Here is a 19,001-nt window from a genome sequence, read left to right on the forward strand (position 1 = left end):
CTGAAATACAATCGCATAGACTGTCGATCATCCCTTACTGGCATTAACTCTGTGCCACAAGAATAACGCGATATCGTAAACAAGGACGACAATGAACGAACGTTATGCCCTCGGCTATGGCATGGCTGCTGTGCTGTTATGGTCAACAGTAGCGACTGCCTTTAAAATCACTCTCGATTATTTCACCCCCATTCAAATGGTCGTGGCAGCCAGTGTGGTCTCTGCGATTGCGCTAACAGGCATCGCCTACTGGCAAGGTAAACTGCATTTACTGGGACGCACTTTCGCTGAACGCCCTTTTTATTATTTCTGTTTGGGCTTAATCAACCCGTTTGCCTATTACGTGGTGTTATTTAAAGCTTACGAGCTGCTACCCGCGTCGCAAGCACAACCACTGAATTACAGCTGGGCAATTACGCTGACATTAATGGCGGCAGTATTTCTAGGACAAAAGATCCGTAAACAAGACTGGGCGGCCTGTGCCCTCGGATATTTCGGCGTTATCGTAATTGCCACGAAAGGGGATGTATTCGCTTTACAATTTGATAGCCCAACAGGCGTAGCGCTGGCATTGCTATCAACGCTGTTATGGGCAATGTATTGGATCCTCAATACCAAAAACCAAGCCGATCCTGTTCTCGGAGTATTACTTGGATTTTTAGTCTCACTGCCTTTTTCAATTAGCTTGAGCTTATACAGTGGCGAATGGCCGTCGATCCCATGGCAAGGTTGGCTCGCTGTCAGCTATGTGGGCTTGTTCGAGATGGGGATTACGTTTGTCTTGTGGATCAATGCACTAAAGCTCACTCAAAATACCGCCAGGATCAGTAACCTGATTTTCATCTCTCCGTTTATTTCACTGATGTTATTAGCCACTATTATTGGCGAAGAAATCCATCCATCCACCTTAGTCGGTTTGCTTCTGATTGTCTGTGGCTTGGTGATCCAGCAATTTAAGGGGAAAAAGAGTCCCGAAGCTGTATCTGACCGTTCCCAATAAATGGACATAAAAAAGCCTGTCACATAGGTGACAGGCGAAAGTGTATTAGGGTTGTCGAGACCCTGCGCCTTTAAGGAGCCAAGCGTCTAGTTATAAAGGATTAATAACCCTTAAGCGGCACAAGGTGCATGCCATTTTCGGCCTATCTTAGACCATAAAATCAGTAGGCCTGGTACCACCAGCCACATCTGTAGTGTCATTAACACGGGTGGCGATAAATCTAAACGTTGCATCAAGCTCACCATCAAGCCAGCACCACTCATCTGGAATAAACCCAGTAGTGCAGCAGCAGTACCTGCACGATCACCAAACGGGGCAAGGGCTTTACCTGCCGCCGAGCCAAGCACAAACGCAAAGCCGATTGATGACATAAAGATCGGCACCATAAACGCCCATGCTGCAAATAAGCTGCTAAGCGCAAGCATGGTCGCACCAGATATCACTAACATCACTAGACCCGTGTTCAGTGTTTGGCGTGAGCCAAAGCGGTCCATAAATTTAGGGGCTGCCATACAGGCCATAATATTCAACACAGCATTAAGACCAAACCAGTACGTAAATTGGCCCATGTCTAAGCCCATGTTCATCATCAACCATACCGGTGCTGATGTGACATACGCCAAAATTACCGCCATCGCCAACATGCACAAAATCGCGTGGAATAAGAATACAGGCTCACGCAGTACTGACATGTAGCGCTCAAGGCTGATCAACGACCCCGATGTGTTGGTATCTGTTGGGCGTGTTTCTTTAAAGCCTACCGCTATCAGACTACCTGCGACCAAAGCAAAGCCCACCATGAAGCTAAAGTTTGAGCGCCAGCCAAACTCGTGAGTTAGCCATGCGCCCATTAAAGGCGCCAGTGCCGGAATAAAGCAGATAGCACCATTGAGGTAGCTGATCATACGACCACTGCGTTCTGGGCCAAAGCTGTCACGCACAGCAGCAAACGCAGCAACTGAGGTTGCACATGCACCAAAACCTTGCGCTAAACGAGCAAAGAGTAGTAAGTCGAGTGATTGCGCAGTGTAAGCCAATGCAGAGCTCACGGTGTAAATTGCAATACCCGTTAGGGCTATCGGACGACGACCATAGCGATCCGCTAAAGGACCTGCTAATAGTTGGCCAAGACCTAGGCTAAACATAAAGAGTGTCACCGTGTCTTGGACACGAGTGGTATCAACCGCAAATGTCTCTGCCATTGCTGGCAAAGCAGGTAAATAAAGGTCGATGGCTAATGGGCTAAATAGCACCAAGACCACCATCAAGGCTACAAGGCGTGTGCCTGCCGCAGTTGAATCTGGTTTCATGTTCGTTTCCTAATAGATAGTAGCGGCACTATAAGCGGTTAGTGATATGAATAGAAATGGTTTATATTCAGGTCAGATTTTCCATTCAGGAATATCACTACATAATGGGGGAAGTTCGCGTGTCTTTTGAAAAATTATCACGTCTCGATTTAAACTTACTAGTCTGCCTACATGTATTGATCACTGAGTGCAGCGTGACCCATGCAGCTAAACGTTTAAACCTCAGTCAATCAGCTGTCAGTAAAAGCCTGACCCGTTTGCGCGAACAGTTTAATGACCCATTATTTATCCGTAGCGCCCATGGTTTAGTCCCCACCCCTCGTGTACGCGCGTTACAACCATACTTAGAACAACTGCTCCGCGATATTGAACACATTACGGCACCGCCTGAATTTAACCCAGCCACCAGCGACCGCCATTTTAGAATGGCGTTAGTAGAGAGCGCCTATCCGCTATTTCTGCCGCAGTTTTTGGGGGATATTTTCAGTGAGGGGCCAAATATTATTTTAGATACTCAAGCGTGGGAGCCCAATACCTTCGATAAGCTGCACAGCGGTGAAATCGACTTTGGCATTACAGGTAAAGACCTCAACCCTAAAGATGCGATGCTTACGCTGATGCCGCCGAAAGGCATCGTTTTTCGAGAACTGTGTCGCGACACCCAACGCTGTATTGTTCGTAAAGGCCACCCCGTGCTTAGTCAAAAGTGGGATCAGGATAATTACTTGCGCCAACGTCATATCCAAGTGCGCTGTGGCCGAGATGATCGCTGGTTACTCGATTACAAACTGGCAGAACACGGACTCGATCGCGATATTGCGATGTACGTACCTGACTTTAATAGCGCCGCCAGCCTCTGTACCCATACTGACTTAGTGTTTACCGCACCCAGTCACTTTGCGGGACATATTGCTGCGCAGCTAGACTTAGTTGTCTTGCCCTTGCCTTACCCATTACCTGCAATGGCATACACCCTATTTTGGCATCAGCACCAAGAAAGCGAACCCGGACATACTTGGCTCAAAAATTTAATCATCAGCCGCTGTCGTGGAATTGCAGGTAACAGTTAAAAGCGCTACCGTAGCTAGACTTACCTCGCATAATGCACGGTGATTATGTTGGCAGGCTAAGGATTACTCCGTCAGCAAGGACGGTGACAACCATTAAGGAACAACAAACATGCAAGCAGTTATCTCACAACGTGTTGAGCAGATCCGTCAGTGGCTGGCTGAAAACCAGTATGATGCTTTGCTTATTCCTCATGAAGACGAATACCTCGGTGAATACATTCCGGCCCATAGCGAACGCCTACTCTGGGCAACAGGCTTTACGGGCTCAGCGGGAATGGCTGTTATCACCCAAGATAAAGCCGCTGTATTTGTTGATGGTCGCTACGTGGTTCAAGTACGAAAGCAAGTACCTGGTGATGTATTTGAATACTGTCACTTAATTGATGAGCCACCTGTCACATGGGCACAAGAGAACTTAGCTGCAGGCAGCACCGTCGCCGTTGATGCTCGCTTACACAGCTCTGCATGGTTAGCTCGTACCTGCGAAAGTGTTGCAGGCAAGCTAAACATCATCAGTATTGATGCTAACCCGATCGACACCTTATGGCACGATCGCCCTGCGCCAACACTTTCGAGTGCCAAACTGATGGGACTCGACTTTGTCGGCCAAAGCAGCACAGACAAACGAGCATTGATTGCCGCAGAACTGAAGAAGCAAGGTGCAGAAGCAGCGCTATTAACTCAGCTAGATAGCATTGCATGGATCCTTAATGTGCGCGGTAGCGATGTACCAAGCCTGCCGATCTTACTATCAACCGCAATTATTCATGCCGATGCCAGTATTGATTTCTACATCGACCCAGCACGTTTACCGCAAGACTTTGCCACTCATGCTGGTGAAGGCGTGCGTGTTGAAGCACCTGACGCACTCGAAACTGGGCTACAAGCCCTAACTGCACGTAAAGTGCTAGTCGACCCAACCTCCAGCAACGCATGGGCAAGCCAAGTACTATTGGCTGCAGGCGCTGAATTAATTGATGCCGCAGATCCTTGCTTACTACCAAAAGCAGCGAAAAACCCAACCGAAATTGCGGGCATGAAAGCCTGTCATATTCGCGATGGCGTGGCGATCACTAAATTCCTCGCTTGGGTTGACCGCCAAGTCGCGGCAGGCAATCTATTAGATGAAGGCACACTCTCTGACCGCCTATGGCAGTTCCGCATTGAAGACAGCAGCTGTACCGATGTCAGTTTCGACACCATCTCTGCAGCAGGCGGCAACGCGGCTATGTGTCACTACAATCACCAAAACCAGCCACAACCAAGCGTATTGGAAATGGATAATGTGTACTTGGTGGATTCAGGCGGCCAATACCCAGACGGCACCACAGATATCACTCGTACCATTGCGATTGGTCAGCCAAGTGATGAAGTCAAAACCGCGTTTACCTTGGTGTTAAAAGGCCATATTGCGCTGGCGTCAGCTCGCTTTCCGAAAGGCACCACAGGTTCTCAGTTAGATGCATTAGCACGCCAACACCTATGGGCACATGGCTTTGATTACGATCACGGTACTGGCCATGGTGTAGGCCACTTCTTGAGTGTTCACGAAGGACCACAACGTATCGCGAAAGTGTACAACCCAACCGCACTGCTGGCGGGTATGGTGTTATCAAACGAGCCAGGCTACTACCGTGCCGATGCCTTTGGTATTCGTATCGAAAACCTAGAACTGGTGGTTGAAGTACCAACACAAGGTGACATGACAGTGCTTGGATTTGAATCACTGACCCGTGCCCCGATCGATCAGCGTTTGATTGATTTAAGCCTAATGAACGATGTTGAGTTAGCTTGGCTAAACAACTACCACCAAACAGTATTGGCAGCATTAAGCCCATCGTTTGATGGTGAAGACTTAATATGGTTAGAGCATGCGACTAAGCCGCTAAGCCGCTAATCAGCACGGCTCCAACGAAATAAAACGCCCGCTGGTGTAGTATCACCAGCGGGCGTTTTCTATTGTCTAGGCCGAAAAACTGCCGCGTACTAGCCTGAATACGCGTGATGCCAGTCTTTCCACACCACTTCAAAACCATGCTGCTTCACAGCGTCGGCAACAGCAGCCACCGAGCGATCATCACTAATCGCAAACTGTTCAAGCTCTGGCTCATCATCAGCATAACCACCTGGTTGGGTTTTCGAGCCTGCCGACATGCTGGTTATCCCCAGCGGCAGCACGTTATCGCGAAAATCAGGCGCTTCTCGGGTGGATAACGACAGCTCGACTTCAGGATTAAACAAACGATAGGCACAAATAAGCTGCACCAGTTGGCGATCATTCATCACCGATTTCGGCTGTAAGCCGCCTTCACAAGGACGCAATCGAGGGAAAGAGATCGAATAACGGGTTTGCCAATAAGTCCGCTCAAGGTAGTCCAAGTGATTTGCCACAAAGAAGCAATCAGTCCGCCACTCTTCTAAACCAATCAAGGCTCCAATGCCGATCTTATCAATGCCTGCTTTCGCCAACCGATCGGGCGTCGCTAAGCGGTACTCAAAATCCATTTTATTACCACGAAGATGATGCTGTGCATAAGTTGGGGCACTGTAGGTTTCTTGGTACACCATCACCGCATCCAAGCCTAAAGTTTTCAGTTCAGCATACTCGTGCTGATCCAATGGCTGCACTTCCATCGCCAAGTAACTAAATTGCTGCTTAATCGGCGGTAGGGCTTCACGAAAGTATTCCATGCCAACTTTACGTTCGTGCTCACCAGTAACTAATAGCACGCTATCAAAGTTCATCGCCTTAATGGCCTGACACTCACGCTCGATTTCTGTCGTATTCAACGTCCGGCGCTTAATGCGATTTTCCATCGAAAAGCCACAATAGGTACACGCATTGGCACACAGATTCGACAAATATAACGGCACATAAAATGCCATCGTATGGCCAAAGCGTTTACGTGTTAACGCAGCCGACTGCTGAGCCATTTGCTCTAAATACGGTTCAGCGGCAGGCGAGATTAAGGCTTTAAAGTCTTCCAGATCGCGCTTCGATTTACGTAATGCCCGCTCAACATCTGCCGCAGTTTTACTGTAAATGGAAAGACGAACGTCATCCCAATTCAGTTGCTTCCACACATCAACATAGCTCATGGTGTTTTTTCCTACGCGCTGCGATCAAGAAACGCCGTTAACGGACTAGAGGCAATCGCATGGTTAACCGTTCCCGCTAAGCCCGCTTCATATGCCATACGGCCACTTTCCACTGCCAATCTAAACGCGCGTCCCATCGCAATAGGATCAGCTGCAGCAGCAATCGCAGTGTTGACCAATACAGCATCCGCCCCCATCTCCATCGCTTCAGCAGCATGTGATGGCGCACCAATCCCAGCATCGACAATCACAGGTACACGCGCTTGGTCGATGATAATTTCAAGGAAATCACGAGATGCTAAGCCTTTATTCGAGCCAATAGGAGCACCCAATGGCATCACAGCCGCACAACCAACTTCTTCTAGTCGCTTACACAACACAGGATCTGCATGACAATATGGCAACACGATGAAGCCTTCACGTACTAACGTTTCCGCTGCTGCTAAGGTTTCAATCGGATCTGGCATTAAATATTTAGGGTCTGGATGAATTTCTAATTTCAGCCAATTGGTGCCTAGAGCTTCACGCGCTAACTTAGCGGCAAAAATGGCTTCCTTCGCATTCTTGGCACCTGAGGTATTCGGCAGTAAGTTCACCCCAGCTTTAACTAACGGCGCCAGAATATCGTCGTCACGGTTATCAATATCAACCCGTTTAAGCGCCATAGTCACAAGCTCAGATTCGGTCGCAATGATCGATTCCGTCATCATTTGGCTATTGGCATATTTACCCGTACCAGTGAACAGGCGTGAAGAAAATGTTTTATCCGCAATAGTTAACATCATTAACCTCCAGCAATCGCTTGAAATAGGGCAATACGATCGCCAGTATTGAGTAAAGTTGAATCCCAGTGATGACACGCCACAATGTCATCATTTACCGCAACAGCTGTAGCCTGCAATGGCATCTCAAGCTGCACCAACAAAGCTGAGAGACTCAGTTCTGATGGACAAGACATTGGCTTATCGTTCACTGAAATCTGAATTTCGGCGTTATGGGTTGTCATTGTTTACTCCTGCGCCACAAACAGGGCAGCATTTATCTTGGGCTAAATTAAATTTTTGCCATGCCATGGTTAAACCATCAAATTGCTGCAAAGTGGCAAAACCAACCTGACCAGCTTCGGTTATCGCCTTGATGGTCTCTAATGCTTGCAAGGTTCCCACTATGCCAACCACTGGACCTGCAATACCTGAATTACTGCAGTTCATCGCCGGCGCCTTCGCTGCTGGGTCATAGGGAAACAGGCAGTGATAACACGGGCCGACACCTTGACGAAAATCAAATGGCATTAACTGACCTTGCCATCGGATTGCCGCGCCAGCGATCAAAATTTTGCTGGCCTTAAAACACGCTTGATTCACTGCATGACGCGTCGGCAAGTTATCGGAACAATCGAGCACCACATCCGCTAGTTCAACTTCCATCGCTAAGCGTTGATCCGCTAAGCGCGCTTTTACCGCTCGAACGCGAATATGAGGGTTTAATGCACGTACTTGTTCGGCAGCCATTGCGGCTTTGCTTTGCCCTTGATGCTGATCGCGGTAAATAATCTGGCGCTGAAGATTGGAGCTATCGACCTCATCATCATCGGCAATCACTAAAGTACCGATGCCTGCACCCGCTAAATACAATGCCGCCGATGATCCCAGTCCCCCCGCACCGACCATCAACACATGCGCATTTGCTAGCCGTGCCTGACCGTGCTCACCGATTTCAGGCAACATGATTTGGCGGTTGTAGCGCAAAAAATCTTGATCGCTCAACATACTATCGAACCAATAATTGATTAAAAGCGTCTACCGCTGCGCCAGTATCCGCCGCTTGCGTCACCGCACGTACGACAGCGACGCTACTTACACCGGTTTGCCACACGGATTCAGCACGAGAAAGATCAATGCCACCAATGGCCACTGTCGGAAAATCTTGGCCAATCAGCTTTTGGTATAACGCTAAACGGCTCAGTCCTTGGGGTTTCGATGGCATATCTTTGGTGGTGGTCGGGAAAATATGACCGAGTGCGATATAACTCGGCGAAAACTCAGCCGCTCGCAATATTTCATAATAACCATGGGTTGAAAGGCCTAAGCGCAAGCCTGCCTGCTGGATCTGAGTTAAGTCGGCTGTTTCTAGATCTTCTTGACCAAGGTGAACACCATAAGCCTGATGCTTAATTGCGAATTGCCAGTAATCATTTACAAACACTTGTGCCTGATGGGCATTGCCCACTGCAATAATTTGTGCAATTTGCGCTTCAAGTGCTGGGTCTTGAGGATCTTTAATCCTCAACTGCGTGGTTTTCACACCCAAATTCAATAAACGATCAACCCATTCTGCGGAGTCCACTACTGGGTACAGCGCCAGCTGTTTAGCATTCGTTGCAGCAAAAGGGGCAACCGCGACCTCTTTACTTTGCCAACCCAATGTCATGATCTCGGGATGATTTGCCGTCATAGGTCGAGGGAAAACATCACGCGTCAGTGGCCATTGCTTATCACCATGCAATTGAACATAACGAGCATATGCACGCGCCAAGGTCACCGCATCTTCTACTGGGTAATCTAATGCCAGCGCAGCCAGTAACATGGCACGCACAGCTTCAGTATCGCCAGCCTGATGACAATACACGGCTCGCGCTTCACCATTATGGTGCCAGATATCAAACACCCCTCCTTGAGCGGGGAAGCCACACACAATCAAGGAAGGGTTGGCGGCGACTTGGCGCTGAATTGCGGTGACATCAACCTTCTCGCTCCACTGATCACACACCACAAAATGGCTTTTTATCAGCGAAATATCGGCAGGAACAGCTTGAGCAAAGCTCAAACTGAACGAGCGAGAGTCAACGCGCATGTCTACCACATCAGATTGCTGAGCAGTCACAACTACCGCTTCACCCAATTGATATTGAGCCGCTTGAGCCAACAGAGGCTCAAGGTGGGTAAGTAGTGACTTTAGGCAGTCAGGTAAACAGATTGAACTCATTAATTTTCCTCTTTCACGGGATGGTATAGCTCGCTTCCTGTCGAACGGAATTCATCCGCCTTTTGGCGCATACCTTCGAGTGGGTCTTCGAGCATTTTTATCGCAAGATCACCATTTTTTTCGAGGTTATTTGCATAATCTCGAACTTCTTGTGAGATCTTCATTGAGCAGAATTTCGGGCCACACATGGAACAAAAATGGGCAACCTTGCCAGACTCTTGCGGTAAGGTTTCATCGTGGTATGCGCGGGCAGTGATCGGATCAAGACTCAAGTTAAATTGGTCTTCCCAACGGAATTCAAAGCGGGCTTTTGATAGGGCGTTATCACGGACTTGTGCACCAGGGTGACCTTTCGCAAGATCGGCGGCATGAGCACACAGCTTATAAGTGATCAGGCCAACTTTAACGTCTTCTTTATTCGGTAAGCCAAGGTGCTCTTTAGGCGTAACGTAACAGAGCATGGCACAGCCGTACCAACCTATCATGGCAGCACCAATACCCGAGGTAATGTGATCGTAACCAGGGGCAATATCGGTAGTCAGCGGGCCTAATGTATAGAAAGGGGCTTCATGGCAGTGCTTAAGTTGCTCTTCCATGTTTTCTTTAATCATGTGCATTGGGACATGACCCGGGCCTTCGATCATCACCTGTACATCGTATTCCCAAGCTACTTTCGTTAACTCACCTAGGGTGCGTAGCTCACTAAATTGTGCTTCATCGTTCGCATCGGCCACAGAGCCTGGACGCAAGCCATCGCCTAACGAGAGTGAAATATCGTACTTGGCACAAATTTCACAGATCTCACGGAAATGAAGGTACAAGAAACTTTCTTCATGGTGAGCCAGACACCACTTCGCCATGATAGAACCACCGCGAGACACTATGCCAGTCACGCGTTTTGCCGTCATAGGCACATAGCGCAGCAATACACCCGCATGAATAGTAAAGTAATCGACCCCTTGCTCAGCTTGTTCTAGTAACGTATCGCGGAAAACGTCCCAAGTGAGGTTTTCGGCGATGCCATTCACTTTTTCAAGCGCTTGGTACATCGGCACTGTGCCAATAGGGACAGGGCTATTGCGAATGATCCACTCGCGTGTTTCGTGAATATTACGCCCTGTCGATAAATCCATCACAGTATCGCCGCCCCAACGGGTCGACCACACTAACTTCTCGACTTCTTCTTCAATAGAAGAGCTCACTGAAGAGTTGCCGATATTGGCATTCACTTTAACTAAGAAGTTACGGCCAATGATCATTGGCTCTGATTCAGGGTGATTAATATTGGCAGGGATGATTGCTCGACCTTCAGCAATTTCTTTACGAACAAACTCAGCTGAAATTTCTTCTGGTAGATTAGCGCCAAAATTCATACCGGGGTGCTGATGATTCAACACTTCATCACGGTATTTAGCGCGTCCCATATTCTCGCGAATCGCGATGTATTCCATTTCAGGCGTTATCACACCTTGGCGCGCATAATGCAGCTGAGTAACACGTTGCCCTTCTTTTGCACGACGAATACGCGCTCGCTCACCAAAGCGAAGGTCATCTAGAGTGTCATCAGCAAGACGCTCTTTAGAATAAATGGAACTCAGGCCATCAAGCAGGTTGGTATCGTTACGTTCAGCGATCCAAGCCTCTCGCACTTTTGGCAATCCCGCATAGATATCGATATCTTGCTCGGGATCAGTGTAGAAGCCAGAAGTATCGTACACACGGATCGCTTCATTCGGTTCTAAGATAGGCTGATCTTTAGTTCCGCCCACTAAGCTATCGGCCAGTGCAATTTCTCGCATCGGTACTTGGATATCAGGGCGACTACCTTCGATATATACCTTCTGGGAGTTCGGGTATGGTTGGGCGGTAAGTGAATCTATAAATTGTTTAGCTTCCAGTCTCGCTTGTTTGCGAATCGACATAGCAAAATCCTTACGGTTCCATGGTTGGGATATTTGCTTGACGGATTGGTGCATAAACAAGAGGCGTACACGTAGGGTGTGCAGCATCATCTGACAGCTTAACGGTGATGAAAGGAAATACAGGTACCGTTAAACAGAAGATTTTCTCTTGTTCCCTTCGCAGGTATTAGCCTGATCAGGTTCTACGGATCCCGCAATGCGGTCTCAGCCAAATGGCACTCCGACAAGTTTCAGCAAGGAGTATAGGGAAGGGAAGAAAGCGCAGCAAGGAAGAAACCAATAAATTTGGCCTAAGCACCATAAAAAAGAAAGGCTGCAAAAGCAGCCCCAACTATTATTTTGAAAATTTCTTCACTAATGCTTTGAGTAATGATGAATGCGTCTCTCTCAATTCACCCAGCTTATGAGTGATTTTAGGAGCACCTTCATCATCAAAAAGTTTTGGTACAGCGACACGCTGTGAAGAGTAAATTCCAGTATGACCACTAAAGTAATACGCGGTATAACAGGCTATTGCGAAATACAGCATATGGTCAGCACCAAACAACTCAACCCCCATAATGGTACAAGCCAGTGGTGTATTGGTCGCAGCAGCAAAAACTGCTAAAAAGCCAAGCGCGGCAAATAAATCAACGGGCGCCCCAAGTAGCCAAGCCATGGTGTTACCAAGCGTAGCCCCCACAAAGAACAGTGGTGTAACTTCACCACCCTTATAACCTGCGGCCAAAGTAATTGCGGTTAATAACAACTTCAAAGCCCAGCTATACCATTCTGCGCCACCTTCTTGAAACGCGCTTAAAATACTAACGCCCCCTTCACGAGTGCTATAAACACCAAGGCCGATATAATCGTAATTACCAATCCACTGGGTTAGGCCAATCACAATCAAGCCTCCCGTTACGACGATCACATAGGGGTTCTTAAGGGTCGCTTTAAAGATATCTTTAAACGCATGGGTCAACTCACCAAACAAATAGCCAGCTAAGCCAAACGCAACTGAACCAATAATAATTTTAACCATTAACCAAAGATCAACCTTGAGTACCTGATCAAATAAGGTGATATTTTGAAGAAAATCGATTCGGTAGTGAGTGTGGTGAGCCCCTAATGCAGAGCAGACAAAGTCAGCAAGAATAGCAGCAAATAAGGCGGGGATGATGGCATCGTAACGCAGTCGGCCAATTGCCAATACTTCCAATGCAAAAATAGCCCCCGTTAATGGAGTACCAAAAACAGCACCAAAGCCAGCCGCAACACCAGAAATCAAAATAAGCCGAGTATCGGCTTCATTCAACTTAAAGAGACGAGCAAGCCAGTGTGTGGTTGCGCCACCAATTTGCACCGCCGTACCTTCTCGACCCGCCGAACCACCAAATAAATGTGTAATAACCGTCGTAATTAATACCAAGGGGCCCATACGTGTTGGGATCCCTGCACCCGGTTGGTGAATTTCATCCATGATAAGGTTATTGCCACCTTCGGAGTTTTTACCCAAGTTACGATAGCAATAGACAATCACAATACCCGCTAAGGGCAATAAATAAATCAACCAAGGGTTATCAACACGAGTCGCTGTCGCTGTACTTAATATCCACAAAAAGAACGCATTTAGTGAACCAACAAGGATAGCAACAGGAGTAATCAGAAGTGTCCAGCGAATGATCTGGATAAATATTTTAGGATTTGCACTTAGAGGGTGAGCCATACTATCTCTGTTTATCTCTTAATGAATTTTTAAGGATAGACAATATGATAGTTAATTACCCCACCATAGATAGATCTATCCTAACTATAGCAGGAGTCATTATCTCAGTATGAGCGGTTAAGGTGGAACTCCATCACCCGTGATCGGCTCGATCGCCGTTCAGCGAATAAATCCTACTCTCAAATACAAACAACAACAAGACCAAGATCAATAGATAATAATAAAAATAAAATTTGAGGCGACAGAAACGAAAAAGGCTCTAGCATTTCTGCTAGAGCCTTAAAGATGGCAGGGGTGGAGAGATTCGAACTCCCAACACGCGGATTTGGAATCCGCTGCTCTGCCAATTGGAGCTACACCCCTATTAGTTATTTTAAAGACTTAACTCTGTCTAAATAAGTGGCGGAGCGGACGGGACTCGAACCCGCGACCCCCGGCGTGACAGGCCGGTATTCTAACCAACTGAACTACCGCTCCACACGGTGATAAACAGTTGCCTGTCTATCCGATAAATGTCGTTCAATACACTTATCTAAATTTAAAGCCTGGCGATGACCTACTCTCACATGGGGAGACCCCACACTACCATCGGCGCTATTACGTTTCACTACTGAGTTCGGCATGGGATCAGGTGGGTCCATAATGCTATGGTCGCCAAGCAAATTCGGTTTATCTTACGCCGTTGGCGGAAGATACAATCTGGGAAAATCTAACTAGTTACAATATCGTTCTTAACACGCATTCAAGCGTTTATGGAGTCCGTAAAACCCCTTGGGTGTTGTATGGTTAAGCCTCACGGGCAATTAGTACAGGTTAGCTCAATGCCTCGCAGCACTTACACACCCTGCCTATCAACGTCGTAGTCTTCGACAACCCTTTAGAGACCTTAAAGGTCTAGAGATGACTCATCTTGAGGCTCGCTTCGCGCTTAGATGCTTTCAGCGCTTATCGATTCCGAACGTAGCTACCGGGCAATGCTATTGGCATAACAACCCGAACACCAGCGGTTCGTCCACTCCGGTCCTCTCGTACTAGGAGCAGCCCCTCTCAATCATCTAACGCCCACGGCAGATAGGGACCGAACTGTCTCACGACGTTCTAAACCCAGCTCGCGTACCACTTTAAATGGCGAACAGCCATACCCTTGGGACCGACTTCAGCCCCAGGATGTGATGAGCCGACATCGAGGTGCCAAACACCGCCGTCGATATGAACTCTTGGGCGGTATCAGCCTGTTATCCCCGGAGTACCTTTTATCCGTTGAGCGATGGCCCTTCCATTCAGAACCACCGGATCACTATGACCTGCTTTCGCACCTGCTCGAATTGTCATTCTCGCAGTCAAGCGGGCTTATGCCATTGCACTAACCTCACGATGTCCGACCGTGATTAGCCCACCTTCGTGCTCCTCCGTTACTCTTTGGGAGGAGACCGCCCCAGTCAAACTACCCACCAGGCACTGTCCGCACCCCCGATTAGGGGGCGACGTTAGAACATCAAGCATACAAGGGTGGTATTTCAAGATTGCCTCCACATCATCTAGCGACAATGCTTCAAAGGCTCCCACCTATCCTACACATGTAGGGTCAATGTTCAGTGCCAAGCTGTAGTAAAGGTTCACGGGGTCTTTCCGTCTAGCCGCGGGTACACAGCATCTTCACTGCGATTTCAATTTCACTGAGTCTCGGGTGGAGACAGCGTGGCCATCATTACGCCATTCGTGCAGGTCGGAACTTACCCGACAAGGAATTTCGCTACCTTAGGACCGTTATAGTTACGGCCGCCGTTTACCGGGGCTTCGATCAAGAGCTTCGACCGAAGTCTAACCCCATCAATTAACCTTCCGGCACCGGGCAGGCGTCACACCGTATACGTCATCTTTCGATTTTGCACAGTGCTGTGTTTTTAATAAACAGTTGCAGCCACCTGGTATCTGCGACTCCCAGCAGCTTAGAGAGCAAGTCTCATCACCGCGAGGAGCGTACCTTCTCCCGAAGTTACGGTACCATTTTGCCTAGTTCCTTCACCCGAGTTCTCTCAAGCGCCTTGGTATTCTCTACCTGATCACCTGTGTCGGTTTGGGGTACGATTGCTTATAACCTATCGCTTAGAGGCTTTTCCCGGAAGCATGGCATCAATGACTTCATCACCGTAGTGACTCGACATCGGGTCTCAGCCTTAAGATAGTCCGGATTTGCCTAAACTATCAGCCTACACCCTTGAACTTGGACGACCGTCGCCAAGCCCACCTAGCCTTCTCCGTCCCCCCATCGCAGTTATAAGCAGTACGGGAATATTAACCCGTTTCCCATCGACTACGCCTTTCGGCCTCGCCTTAGGGGTCGACTTACCCTGCCCCGATTAACGTTGGACAGGAACCCTTGATCTTCCGGCGAGGGAGTTTTTCACTCCCTTTATCGTTACTCATGTCAGCATTCGCACTTCTGATACCTCCAGCAGCCCTTACAGACCACCTTCAACGGCTTACAGAACGCTCCCCTACCCAATATGAACAAGTCATATTGCCGCAGCTTCGGTGTATAGCTTAGCCCCGTTAAATCTTCCGCGCAGGCCGACTCGACCAGTGAGCTATTACGCTTTCTTTAAATGATGGCTGCTTCTAAGCCAACATCCTGGCTGTCTGAGCCTTCCCACATCGTTTCCCACTTAGCTATAACTTTGGGACCTTAGCTGGCGGTCTGGGTTGTTTCCCTCTCCACGACGGACGTTAGCACCCGCCGTGTGTCTCCCGGATAGTACTTACTGGTATTCGGAGTTTGCAAAGGGTTGGTAAGTCGGGATGACCCCCTAGCCTTAACAGTGCTCTACCCCCAGTAGTATTCGTCCGAGGCGCTACCTAAATAGCTTTCGGGGAGAACCAGCTATCTCCAGGTTTGATTGGCCTTTCACCCCTAGCCACAAGTCATCCGCTAATTTTTCAACATTAGTCGGTTCGGTCCTCCAGTAAGTGTTACCTCACCTTCAACCTGCCCATGGCTAGATCACCTGGTTTCGGGTCTAATCCTAGCAACTATGACGCCCAGTTAAGACTCGGTTTCCCTACGGCTCCCCTAAACGGTTAACCTTGCTACTAAAATTAAGTCGCTGACCCATTATACAAAAGGTACGCAGTCACCCAACAAGTGGGCTCCTACTGCTTGTACGTACACGGTTTCAGGTTCTATTTCACTCCCCTCACAGGGGTTCTTTTCGCCTTTCCCTCACGGTACTGGTTCACTATCGGTCAGTCAGGAGTATTTAGCCTTGGAGGATGGTCCCCCCATGTTCAAACAGGATATCACGTGTCCCGTCCTACTCGTTTTCACTAATAATGCGTTGTCGGTTACGGGGCTATCACCCTGTATCGCTGTGCTTTCCAGCACATTCACCTAACGCAAGACTGGCTTAAGGGCTAATCCGATTTCGCTCGCCGCTACTCTCGGAATCTCGGTTGATTTCTCTTCCTTCGGGTACTTAGATGTTTCAGTTCCCCGAGTTCGCCTCGTTACGCTATGTATTCACGTAACGATACGTGCTTATGCACGTGGGTTTCCCCATTCGGAAATCCCAGTCTCAAGTGATTTTTACTATCTAAACTGGGCTTATCGCAAGTTAATACGTCCTTCATCGCCTCTGACTGCCAAGGCATCCACCGTGTACGCTTAGTCACTTAACCATACAACCCCAAGAGGTCTGTATGTTCAAACAACCAAGGTTTTATCGTCACTCATTTCCGATCAAGAAAAATGAGGACATTGGTTTTTCGCCGGACTCTACACAAGACACTTGAATGTGTGTTGTTTTGAGAACTCGTTTTTATCATTAAAGATAAAAACTATTGTAATTGAATCTAACGATTCAATTTACTAGTCAGCTTTCCAGATTGTTAAAGAACAGGTGTTTTGATCATCAGAGATGAAAAATCCACTTTCTAATCACACTCTGTCGAATGTCTTTAGAAAGTGGTGGAGCTATGCGGGATCGAACCGCAGACCTCCTGCGTGCAAGGCAGGCGCTCTCCCAGCTGAGCTATAACCCCAACGTATAAAAAGACTGTTTACCGCCACTTTTTCTGGGAGAAAAAGTGGTGGGTCTGAGTGGACTTGAACCACCGACCTCACCCTTATCAGGGGTGCGCTCTAACCACCTGAGCTACAGACCCAAGTCTTTTTTGCGTTCTTTTACATTTTAACCAAGCAATCTGTGTGGACACTGCATCAAACAAGCAGTCTATCGTTTAAGGAGGTGATCCAGCCCCAGGTTCCCCTAGGGCTACCTTGTTACGACTTCACCCCAGTCATGAACCACACCGTGGTAAACGCCCTCCCGAAGGTTAAGCTATCTACTTCTGGTGCAGCCCACTCCCATGGTGTGACGGGCGGTGTGTACAAGGCCCGGGAACGTATTCACCGTGGCATTCTGATCCACGATTACTAGCGATTCCGACTTCATGGAGTCGAGTTGCAGACTCCAATCCGGACTACGACGTACTTTCTGGGATTCGCTCACCATCGCTGGTTGGCAGCCCTCTGTATACGCCATTGTAGCACGTGTGTAGCCCTACTCGTAAGGGCCATGATGACTTGACGTCGTCCCCACCTTCCTCCGGTTTATCACCGGCAGTCTCCCTGGAGTTCCCACCATTACGTGCTGGCAAACAAGGATAAGGGTTGCGCTCGTTGCGGGACTTAACCCAACATTTCACAACACGAGCTGACGACAGCCATGCAGCACCTGTCTCAGAGTTCCCGAAGGCACTAAGCTATCTCTAGCGAATTCTCTGGATGTCAAGAGTAGGTAAGGTTCTTCGCGTTGCATCGAATTAAACCACATGCTCCACCGCTTGTGCGGGCCCCCGTCAATTCATTTGAGTTTTAATCTTGCGACCGTACTCCCCAGGCGGTCTACTTAACGCGTTAGCTCCGAAAGCCAGGACTCAAGGTCCCAACCTCCAAGTAGACATCGTTTACGGCGTGGACTACCAGGGTATCTAATCCTGTTTGCTCCCCACGCTTTCGCATCTGAGCGTCAGTCTTTGTCCAGGGGGCCGCCTTCGCCACCGGTATTCCTTCAGATCTCTACGCATTTCACCGCTACACCTGAAATTCTACCCCCCTCTACAAGACTCTAGTCTGCCAGTTCAAAATGCTGTTCCGAGGTTGAGCCCCGGGCTTTCACATCTTGCTTAACAGACCGCCTGCATGCGCTTTACGCCCAGTAATTCCGATTAACGCTCGCACCCTCCGTATTACCGCGGCTGCTGGCACGGAGTTAGCCGGTGCTTCTTCTGTTGCTAACGTCAAACGGCAACGCTATTAACGTTACCGCCTTCCTCACAACTGAAAGTACTTTACAACCCGAAGGCCTTCTTCATACACGCGGCATGGCTGCATCAGGGTTTCCCCCATTGTGCAATATTCCCCACTGCTGCCTCCCGTAGGAGTCTGGACCGTGTCTCAGTTCCAGTGTGGCTGATCATCCTCTCAAACCAGCTAGGGATCGTCGCCTTGGTGAGCCATTACCCCACCAACTAGCTAATCCCACCTGGGCTAATCTTGACGCGAGAGGTCCGAAGATCCCCCTCTTTGGCCCGTAGGCATTATGCGGTATTAGCTATCGTTTCCAATAGTTATCCCCCACATCAAGGCATATTCCCAGGCATTACTCACCCGTCCGCCGCTCGTCAGCAAATTAGCAAGCTAATTCCTGTTACCGCTCGACTTGCATGTGTTAGGCCTGCCGCCAGCGTTCAATCTGAGCCATGATCAAACTCTTCAATTTAAAGTTTTTGATGGCTCAATGAATACTGATTGAATATCGATAACTAGAAGCTAGTCATGATATTCGAATTGACTGTGCCAAAGCTTAAGTAAACTTAAGTTTTGTATTGGTCACTCAGTTCATTGATGCC

Annotated in this window: 11 protein-coding genes, 4 tRNA genes, 3 rRNA genes and 2 riboswitches; of the genes, 3 read left to right on the forward strand and 15 right to left on the reverse strand. The window is 48.5% G+C overall.

The features are described from left to right. Positions 1-91 precede the first annotated feature (91 nt). Positions 92-1,000: a DMT family transporter gene (locus OCU87_RS16645; RefSeq protein ID WP_062690308.1), complete on the forward strand. Its 909-nt coding sequence runs from the start codon at positions 92-94 to the stop codon at positions 998-1,000. Positions 1,001-1,110: 110 nt separating this feature from the next. Here OCU87_RS16645 and OCU87_RS16650 read toward each other — a convergent pair whose 3' ends face one another. Then, positions 1,111-2,310 (reverse strand): multidrug effflux MFS transporter, encoded by a 1,200-nt coding sequence (locus OCU87_RS16650; RefSeq protein WP_094956046.1) that lies wholly within the window; start codon positions 2,308-2,310, stop codon positions 1,111-1,113. Positions 2,311-2,429: 119 nt separating this feature from the next. On the opposite strand from OCU87_RS16650, the gene OCU87_RS16655 reads away from it, so the two are divergent. Together OCU87_RS16655 and OCU87_RS16660 are read left to right on the forward strand one after the other, a co-directional pair. Then, the gene (locus OCU87_RS16655; protein ID WP_261857582.1) at positions 2,430-3,380 is read left to right on the forward strand and encodes a LysR family transcriptional regulator; all 951 of its coding nucleotides are present in this window, start codon (positions 2,430-2,432) and stop codon (positions 3,378-3,380) included. A gap of 109 nt (positions 3,381-3,489) precedes the next feature. Continuing rightward, on the forward strand, positions 3,490-5,277 hold the full coding sequence (locus OCU87_RS16660; RefSeq protein ID WP_261857583.1) for an aminopeptidase P family protein: 1,788 nt from the start codon (positions 3,490-3,492) through the stop codon (positions 5,275-5,277). Positions 5,278-5,366: 89 nt separating this feature from the next. On the opposite strand, the gene thiH is transcribed toward OCU87_RS16660, so the two are convergent. The 14 genes from thiH to OCU87_RS16730 all read right to left on the reverse strand — a co-directional run bounded on the left by thiH (position 5,367) and on the right by OCU87_RS16730 (position 18,871). Next, positions 5,367-6,479 carry a 2-iminoacetate synthase ThiH gene (gene thiH / locus OCU87_RS16665; RefSeq protein ID WP_261857584.1) on the reverse strand — a complete coding sequence of 371 codons (1,113 nt, stop codon included), beginning with the start codon at positions 6,477-6,479 and terminating at the stop codon, positions 5,367-5,369. Between the two features lie 11 nt (positions 6,480-6,490). Continuing rightward, positions 6,491-7,261: a thiazole synthase gene (locus OCU87_RS16670; protein ID WP_094956049.1), complete on the reverse strand. Its 771-nt coding sequence runs from the start codon at positions 7,259-7,261 to the stop codon at positions 6,491-6,493. Between the two features lie 2 nt (positions 7,262-7,263). Then, positions 7,264-7,485, reverse strand: coding sequence for a sulfur carrier protein ThiS (gene thiS / locus OCU87_RS16675; RefSeq protein WP_261857585.1), 222 nt, complete (start codon positions 7,483-7,485; stop codon positions 7,264-7,266). Next, positions 7,472-8,248: a HesA/MoeB/ThiF family protein gene (locus OCU87_RS16680; protein ID WP_261857586.1), complete on the reverse strand. Its 777-nt coding sequence runs from the start codon at positions 8,246-8,248 to the stop codon at positions 7,472-7,474. Before OCU87_RS16680 ends, thiS begins: the two co-directional genes overlap by 14 nt. A 1-nt stretch (position 8,249) precedes the next feature. After that, positions 8,250-9,464, reverse strand: coding sequence for a thiamine phosphate synthase (gene thiE / locus OCU87_RS16685; RefSeq protein ID WP_261857587.1), 1,215 nt, complete (start codon positions 9,462-9,464; stop codon positions 8,250-8,252). Continuing rightward, the gene (gene thiC / locus OCU87_RS16690) at positions 9,464-11,386 is read right to left on the reverse strand and encodes a phosphomethylpyrimidine synthase ThiC (RefSeq protein ID WP_261857588.1); all 1,923 of its coding nucleotides are present in this window, start codon (positions 11,384-11,386) and stop codon (positions 9,464-9,466) included. The genes thiE and thiC overlap by 1 nt, the downstream gene beginning before the upstream one ends. A gap of 135 nt (positions 11,387-11,521) precedes the next feature. Then, positions 11,522-11,619, reverse strand: a riboswitch (TPP riboswitch). A 101-nt stretch (positions 11,620-11,720) separates the two neighbouring features. Further along, entirely contained in the window at positions 11,721-13,091 is a 1,371-nt protein-coding gene (locus OCU87_RS16695) for a voltage-gated chloride channel family protein (RefSeq protein ID WP_261857589.1), read from the reverse strand. 83 nt (positions 13,092-13,174) lie between these two features. Continuing rightward, positions 13,175-13,238: riboswitch (Fluoride riboswitch) on the reverse strand. Between the two features lie 139 nt (positions 13,239-13,377). Further along, positions 13,378-13,454, reverse strand: a tRNA-Trp gene (locus OCU87_RS16700). Positions 13,455-13,491: 37 nt separating this feature from the next. Continuing rightward, positions 13,492-13,568 (reverse strand) — tRNA-Asp (locus tag OCU87_RS16705). Positions 13,569-13,634: 66 nt separating this feature from the next. Next, positions 13,635-13,750: ribosomal RNA gene (gene rrf, locus OCU87_RS16710) — 5S ribosomal RNA — on the reverse strand. A gap of 123 nt (positions 13,751-13,873) precedes the next feature. After that, a 23S ribosomal RNA gene (locus tag OCU87_RS16715) occupies positions 13,874-16,766 on the reverse strand. 287 nt (positions 16,767-17,053) lie between these two features. Next, positions 17,054-17,129: transfer RNA gene (locus tag OCU87_RS16720), tRNA-Ala, on the reverse strand. Positions 17,130-17,175: 46 nt separating this feature from the next. Then, positions 17,176-17,252: transfer RNA gene (locus tag OCU87_RS16725), tRNA-Ile, on the reverse strand. A 76-nt stretch (positions 17,253-17,328) separates the two neighbouring features. Then, positions 17,329-18,871 (reverse strand): 16S ribosomal RNA (locus OCU87_RS16730). The 16S, 23S and 5S rRNA genes sit together here with 4 tRNA genes alongside, the layout of an rRNA operon. Between the last annotated feature and the right edge of the window lie 130 nt (positions 18,872-19,001).

This window comes from Photobacterium sanguinicancri (genome assembly GCF_024346675.1).
Classification (GTDB): domain Bacteria; phylum Pseudomonadota; class Gammaproteobacteria; order Enterobacterales; family Vibrionaceae; genus Photobacterium; species Photobacterium sanguinicancri.

Excerpts from the sequence above, each read along its gene's own strand:
- thiH (WP_261857584.1), bottom strand. The coding sequence starts at position 6,479 with ATGAGCTATGTTGATGTGTGGAAGCAACTGAATTGGGATGACGTTCGT.
- OCU87_RS16680 (WP_261857586.1), bottom strand. The coding sequence starts at position 8,248 with ATGTTGAGCGATCAAGATTTTTTGCGCTACAACCGCCAAATCATGTTG.
- OCU87_RS16645 (WP_062690308.1), top strand. The coding sequence starts at position 92 with ATGAACGAACGTTATGCCCTCGGCTATGGCATGGCTGCTGTGCTGTTA.
- thiC (WP_261857588.1), bottom strand. The coding sequence starts at position 11,386 with ATGTCGATTCGCAAACAAGCGAGACTGGAAGCTAAACAATTTATAGAT.
- OCU87_RS16650 (WP_094956046.1), bottom strand. The coding sequence starts at position 2,310 with ATGAAACCAGATTCAACTGCGGCAGGCACACGCCTTGTAGCCTTGATG.
- thiS (WP_261857585.1), bottom strand. The coding sequence starts at position 7,485 with ATGACAACCCATAACGCCGAAATTCAGATTTCAGTGAACGATAAGCCA.
- thiE (WP_261857587.1), bottom strand. The coding sequence starts at position 9,464 with ATGAGTTCAATCTGTTTACCTGACTGCCTAAAGTCACTACTTACCCAC.
- OCU87_RS16670 (WP_094956049.1), bottom strand. The coding sequence starts at position 7,261 with ATGTTAACTATTGCGGATAAAACATTTTCTTCACGCCTGTTCACTGGT.
- OCU87_RS16695 (WP_261857589.1), bottom strand. The coding sequence starts at position 13,091 with ATGGCTCACCCTCTAAGTGCAAATCCTAAAATATTTATCCAGATCATT.
- OCU87_RS16660 (WP_261857583.1), top strand. The coding sequence starts at position 3,490 with ATGCAAGCAGTTATCTCACAACGTGTTGAGCAGATCCGTCAGTGGCTG.